General features: G+C 28.8%; 2 protein-coding genes and 1 pseudogene. 1 reads left to right on the top strand and 2 read right to left on the bottom strand.

The genetic code is table 11. The features are described from left to right. A pseudogene (locus AOG55_RS03095) lies at positions 1-603 on the bottom strand (DUF2079 domain-containing protein); the annotation flags it as partial. Positions 604-1,114: 511 nt separating this feature from the next. On the opposite strand from AOG55_RS03095, the gene AOG55_RS03090 reads away from it, so the two are divergent. Continuing rightward, the gene (locus AOG55_RS03090; RefSeq protein ID WP_055040871.1) at positions 1,115-1,903 is read left to right on the top strand and encodes a glycosyltransferase; all 789 of its coding nucleotides are present in this window, start codon (positions 1,115-1,117) and stop codon (positions 1,901-1,903) included. Here AOG55_RS03090 and AOG55_RS03085 read toward each other — a convergent pair. Then, positions 1,897-2,790 carry an NAD-dependent epimerase/dehydratase family protein gene (locus tag AOG55_RS03085; RefSeq protein ID WP_055040870.1) on the bottom strand — a complete coding sequence of 298 codons (894 nt, stop codon included), beginning with the start codon at positions 2,788-2,790 and terminating at the stop codon, positions 1,897-1,899. The genes AOG55_RS03090 and AOG55_RS03085 overlap by 7 nt on opposite strands. Positions 2,791-2,857: the final 67 nt, after the last annotated feature.

The raw sequence follows: 2,857 nt of genomic DNA, 5'->3' as shown, positions 1-2,857 counted from the left end.
TAAATTTTCAATAATATATGAAAGGCCAAATATAAGAGGGAAGATAATATATGGAAACCTGACAAGGCCTGATAATACAAGTAAAATTATTGCACCCCTGTTTTTATTATAAATTAATAATGCATAGCCTGATATAAACAAAGGTATAAATAATGACTGCCTATGAACATCAAACCAGTTTATACCTGCTAACCCAAAGAATGCCAAAAAGGATAATGATATTAGTATGCCCAAAAATCTGGAATTTAATTTTTTTATTGATATAAAATATAACGGTATTGCCGTCAATGATAGCCAGAGGGTTTGCAGATGCACAAAAAAGAACATGTTATCATCCAGGGACAATGGAGAGAGCATAAAATTTATTGGGGCATTTTTAAGGTTTGAAATAAAAACCTTTAATGGATCATGGAGGGTAATCCACAGGCTTTGATAAAAAACACCAAGGTCAAAAACAGATGCCCCAAATGAATATATCTTTGCAGATGTTATAATATCCCATATGTAGTTATATAATATTATACCAATGGCAATTATTGCGAGTGAAATTATGTGCTTTTTCAGTTTGCATTTCTGTTGTAATTTTGAATTAAATATACCCATTGTAATGATTATATTAAACTGACATTAAAAAATTTTCATTTTTTTATTTTTAAGAAATTATTGAGATGATCTATATAACTTATCTATTGTTTTTAAATATTCTAAAAGATTATTTTTAAGCTAAAAGTTCTTGGCACTTTTATGGATTTATCTGACATTTTTTAATATTGAACTTTTTCTATATTGATCTTGGATATTGATTATTAAACAAAAATCTTTACATTTCATGAGAAATTATTATCAACATCTTATAATAATTATGTTTTCTTCTGTAAGCATTATTAATGTTCTTTAATAAACTTCTATAATAATACATTAAACCATTGCTATTTTTCCTTTTATCAATAAACGGTAATGGTAGAATCTAATTCAATTCGTGGTATTACATTTATTCAAAAGAATAGCATAATTTGATTTATGTAATATTTCAATATTATCTTACAAATACTGTAAAATCAAGGTTTTTTATACCAATGTTTATATACAAGTATTTATTGGCTATTTGGATATAATGGAATCTTTTAAATATAATGCAAATCCTATTAAATGCGAAGAGGGAATATCATTGATTATACCTGCTTACCATGAAAAAAATAGGATCATGAAAAGCCTAAATAAATATATACCTGTTCTCGAATCTACTGGTCTAAAATATGAAATTATAGTGGTAATAGATGGAGAAGATGGTACAGAAAATTTATTAAATGGAATTAAAAATTTAAGTTATTACAAACCTTTAATGAGGCTAGGTAAAGGTGGAGCCGTTAAAAGGGGATTTTTGCTTGCCAAATATAGCTATATGGGATATGTAGATGCAGATGGAAGCTTAAGTGCAAAAGATTTTGAAAATTTACTTTCAAGCATGAAAACTAACTGCTGTACCATTGCATCAAGGTATCTTAAAAATAGCAAATGGATTAATAAAGAACCATTATTTAACAGAATATCCAGCAGGGGTTTTAATTTCCTTGTAAATGCACTTTTTAGGCTTCATGTTAAAGATACCCAGTGCGGTGCAAAGTTTTTCAATAAAAAGGTTATAGACAAAATACTTCCCGCTGTATATGTAAGAAACCGGACATTCGATGTTTCTATATTATACCATGTTAAAAGGGCAGGTTACAAAATTAATGAGGTCCCTGTAACATGGAACCATGATAAAAATTCAAATATGCCGATAAAGGCTGCAATAATTCCAATGTTTGTTACAATTTTGGCAATTAAAATAATGAATTCAAGAATTAAGGAATATGTTCCAAAATTTTTATATAAAGTTGTATCAAAGTTTAATTTTTATTGACCTAGCATTTCGCGGACTCCCGATCTTATATCATATTCTGGGGTGAATCCCAAATCATTTTTTGCCTTCTCTATATCTGCCTGTGTAAACATCTGATAGCTTGAAAATGGGTTTTTCTCATATTTGGCCTCTATATTAGAATTCATCTCCTCCTTTATTATTTTATATATTGTATTAAAATCCGTTGAAATTCCTGTTCCAATATTGTATGCCTCTCCTGTTTTACCTTTCTCCATTGCCAGAACGGATGCCCTTGCATTGTCCTTTATATAAATAAAATCCCTTCTCTGTGTGCCATCACCAAATATTACCGGATTTCTTTTATTTTTTAAATCCTCTATAAACTTATGTATTATGCTCGAATAAGCTCCCTTGCTGTTCTCTCCCAGACCATATGTATTAAAATACCTTAAATAAACTGAATCCAGATGCCTTAAAAGAGAAAATGACCTTGCAGTTATTTCATTTGTATACTTTGTGACTGCATATAAATTTGGATATGCATCAGTTACCATATCCTCTTTAACAGGAACATTTATATTTCCATATACTGCTGACGATGATGCTAATATAACTTTTTTTACGTTATTTTTATACGCCGCCTTGAGTATATTATATGTTCCCATTATATTAATTTCATAACCATTTGAATCTATATCCTCAAATTCTGGCGGCGATGTAACAGCAGCAAGATTAAAAACGTAATCAACATCTTTCATAATAATATTTACTTTATCATAATTGGATATATTCCCAATTATGTGTTCATTTGCATCATTATCCTTTTTTGCTATATCATATGATATGGTATAATGACCTTTTTTGTTCAATAATTCTATAATGTTCCTTCCGATAAATCCCGAACCACCTATTACCAGAGATTTCATAAAATGCAATTATAAATGCGCATATATTTTTTTGCTATGATATTAAGCATAGACAGTAATTATAATT

Origin of the sequence: Acidiplasma cupricumulans, from assembly GCF_001402935.1 — an archaeon.
Taxonomy (GTDB): domain Archaea; phylum Thermoplasmatota; class Thermoplasmata; order Thermoplasmatales; family Thermoplasmataceae; genus Acidiplasma; species Acidiplasma aeolicum.
The sequence above is the reverse complement of the archived record's forward strand: the minus strand, read 5'-3'. Positions and strand labels throughout refer to the sequence as shown.

Bases quoted from the DNA above. Each gene is read 5' to 3' on its own strand.
- AOG55_RS03090 (WP_055040871.1), top strand. From the start codon at position 1,115: ATGGAATCTTTTAAATATAATGCAAATCCTATTAAATGCGAAGAGGGA.
- AOG55_RS03085 (WP_055040870.1), bottom strand. From the start codon at position 2,790: ATGAAATCTCTGGTAATAGGTGGTTCGGGATTTATCGGAAGGAACATT.